General features: G+C 35.0%; 3 protein-coding genes. All 3 read left to right on the forward strand.

Annotated elements, in window-relative coordinates; genetic code table 11:
* Positions 1-139 precede the first annotated feature (139 nt).
* The 3 genes from H8909_RS12700 to H8909_RS12710 all read left to right on the forward strand — a co-directional run bounded on the left by H8909_RS12700 (position 140) and on the right by H8909_RS12710 (position 3,234).
* The gene (locus H8909_RS12700; RefSeq protein WP_187013083.1) at positions 140-286 is read left to right on the forward strand and encodes a hypothetical protein; all 147 of its coding nucleotides are present in this window, start codon (positions 140-142) and stop codon (positions 284-286) included.
* A gap of 1 nt (position 287) precedes the next feature.
* Positions 288-1,430, forward strand: a complete 1,143-nt coding sequence (locus H8909_RS12705) for a DnaB-like helicase C-terminal domain-containing protein (protein WP_187013084.1) — start codon at positions 288-290, stop codon at positions 1,428-1,430.
* Between the two features lie 1,378 nt (positions 1,431-2,808).
* Positions 2,809-3,234 carry a hypothetical protein gene (locus H8909_RS12710; RefSeq protein WP_187013085.1) on the forward strand — a complete coding sequence of 142 codons (426 nt, stop codon included), beginning with the start codon at positions 2,809-2,811 and terminating at the stop codon, positions 3,232-3,234.
* Positions 3,235-3,529: the final 295 nt, after the last annotated feature.

The following is a 3,529-nucleotide window of genomic DNA, read 5'->3' on the forward strand; positions in this document are numbered from 1 at the left end:
CATCTTTTCTTTATCTATGATTTATTGATTGAAATAAACTGCGGTCGCTATAAGAATACATTATTATATAGGGTAATATAATTTGCAGTTATCAGATGGGTAGAGTTTGCGGTTTAACAATGAAATGGGTAGTAATGGAATGGATGTTGATTGGCTTTTGAAGCAGGAACCTGTTAGTTTCGAACATGAAAATTACATCAAGATTGTTGAGGGAAAATTGCGTGGTTGCGTGAATCTCGATGAATATATTGAAAAGACAAAAAAATCAAATAAGGAGGATAAATAACATGAGTAAAGTTGATTTAAGTGATTTTTGCAAAAATCCAACAGGGGAAAAACGTATTAACATTAGAACGTTAGTTAAAATTCCAACTGGCATCAGAGAAGTCGATGCATTTTTGGGTGGAGGATACCCTGAGGGTGGAATCTGGGTAGGACATACCACTGGAATTACATCACCTGAAAACACGGGTAAAACTACATTCTTAATTAAAATCATGATTAAAGCGGCTGAGAAGGATATTCCATCCATGTATCTTCTAGGCGAGGATGGTGATGGAGCTGTGATGGATAAGGCTGTACATATGGCTGGAGGAAGGTATGCTCTCACCACATATACAGATGAGTCCGGAAAACCATATACAGATGTGCACCATTTGTGTGAAGAAAAAATTAGATTGTGGTTAAGCGGTTATCTATGGAATTTGGATAATTCTACAACCGACGGCTTGGATTTTGAAGATATCAAAAAGAAAATTATTGATTTTTCCAATAAACTTCGTTCTAGTAATTGTTCTCATGATGAAGTAGGTTTGGTAGTGTTAGATAATCTTATGGTTCTTCAGAGTTCAGTCAAAGGAGATAACGATACATATAGCCGACAAAGTAAAGTCTGTAAAGATTTAGCTTGTCTTGCAAAGAATCTCGGAAATCTTGCTATCGTGTTAGTAGCACACTCGAGAAAAGAACAGAGTGGTTCGGCCCCAGAAAACATTAATGATAACATTTCAGGAAGTGCTGATATTAAAAACTCTCTGTCATGTATCATCAATTGGAAACGTGATTCAAAAAACTGCGAATCAAATTATAGAATGGTTCTGATCTCAAAAAACCGTGTTGATGGTAGTATTCGTATTAAGAATCCTTTTGTTGTTGATTATGATAAGAGCACGCATACTCTTTTTAGTAAGGGGGATGTGGACGAGCAGTTTTACAAATATCGTTGGATTGAAGAGTGGAAACGTGACTGTAGCGAGGAAGAGGAAGTAATGATTAACGAAATGTACGCAAGAGTAGCTGATGAAAAGAAAGCAGCTATGGAAAATAGTTTTTATGGTGAAGAACTTGATGCTGATAATGGAATTATCGAAATTGATGAAGGTGACGAAGCATTAGAAGAAGCACTTAAGAAATTAGGAGCTGATTATTAAAATAGTAAATACGAATAGCCTCTTAGTATAACTAAGGGGTTATTTTTACGAATCATGTATTTTAATGATTATCTACTATTTCTTACAACTGAAAATTCCGTGCGATTTTTAGCGTGTAAATTGTAAAATGTCACGTTATTTTTCTCACTCAAAGAAACAATATATATATATTGTTGATTTTGATTTATCCAGTGCTAGGACACTGGGATAGTGGGTATGGGAACACTACTTATTTTGATCCATTGTAGCGCTTTCGGTAAAAATTAGTTGCACTGGTTATTACTAGCATTACTTGTGGGGACAGGTACATTTCTTTTTTTGAAATATTAAAAAGCCTTCAGGAAAGATGAAATGGGAAGCTGTTGTTATTCGACGTTGGAAAAGAACGGCTTTTTATTTGAACAATTTGAGAATAGCTTTAAAGGCTATGTGGTCAGTTATCGCTATAGGCAAAGTGAAGCGGTATAACAGTATGTTCTGCCATACAAGGTACGTGTACTTTTCTTAAATGTAAGCATTATTTGATTCACGGTTCTTAATTAGCGTGATGAAGCTTTAGTGTTCTAGAAAGTGATTATTCAAACTTTGTAAACAGTTCTCGGACTTCATAAGTTTGAAATAAGCTTTTTGTGTTTAAAGTTGTCTTCTCTGTTTTAGATGGTGGGACTACTGCTTTTTTGTGTACGTATCTATAAGAACTGCTAAAGCGGTTGTATATAACCTTATTGAATAAACGTTACTATCAAAATGCGTACGTTATGTTCTATCTGCAACGGTGTAGTATACTGCTTACTTCAAGTAAATTTGCTTTCAAGAATCGTTTATAAGGTGTTTTATGAACCGTTAAGCTAAAATACTTAAACGCTCTCTTAGTACTTCAACAGCTTGGTTTTACCCTCCTGAAAGCCACGCCGTAAGGCGTGAACACAAAGCACACTTGTTAACAACGCTCTGGGTATGGCGATTAGAAATATAAAATGCTAAAAAATCGTATTACCATTTACTGTCATCAGACGATTTGCCAGCATACATGCTGATACAAAAGCCGTCATAGGCATTGTTTTGCAAACAAAATTTATGAGGAGGCTGTAGCTGTTTTTGGTTGAAGTGTGCCTTCTTTAGGATTAAAATGCCGGGCTGCTGACGGGGGACGGTCTGGGTATCCTGGATGAGTGTACAACGGCGAACTTTTCATCTCATGAAGGCACCGCGAAGCGGCTTCGGGTTATGATTAAAAAATGACCGATCTTCATAGTGCGCAATACATACTAAAAAATAGCTGTATGTAATTTTTATTTGTAGTTTAAATTCTGACATATATATAGTGTAGAAAATAAATTTTACAGATTACACTCAATCGAAAAGGGAGGATTAACCAATGGTTAAAGATTTTGTTAGTAACTTTATTACAGACGTCTGTTTTGTTTTAGGGATTGATATCCCGAAGATAACGCATGATTTTTCTTGTATTTGTACTGATACTCGAAAAGAACAATTTACAGGAGAGAAGTTTTTTATTCCTGCGACCGATGAACCGGATTCAGAGTTCTTGTTCTATGTTGCACATAATTTACGCGTCAGATGGCAGTTCCTAACCAATGCCGAACACTATGACTTCAAATCGGCTGAGGAAATTGGCCTTGATAATTTTGACGACCAGCCAGCGGAAGTGGATGCTGTAGCCTTTGCATCGCTTTATATGATTAATTATTTTCAATTAATGTCAAAGTATTCATCAGTATCATCTCATACACGAGAACTAATATTCAGACGTATGGAAGAAATTATGGGAGAATTATTATAAATTACATCGGCTTTATTGGTTATGATGTATGTAACGATTGATTTCCAAAATGGATGTTCAAAATCACTTTTCTGAGACATTTTCTGACATATATAGATTAGATCAATAATTGTTCAAAGAAAGGAATCCATAAATATGACTAATAAAAAAATTGGATAATAGAAATCAAGTAAAAATTCAAAAAAATAATCAGTAATTTTTCATAGTTTTTATTGCATGCTGAAAACCCCTGAAGAAAAAGTGCTTTTTTTCAGGGTGGTTTAGGTGTATAATTTCGTTGTTATTTGTTGTACTG

It is taken from the genome of Catenibacterium faecis, assembly GCF_014306455.1.
In the GTDB taxonomy this organism is placed as follows: domain Bacteria; phylum Bacillota_I; class Bacilli_A; order Erysipelotrichales; family Coprobacillaceae; genus Catenibacterium; species Catenibacterium mitsuoka_A.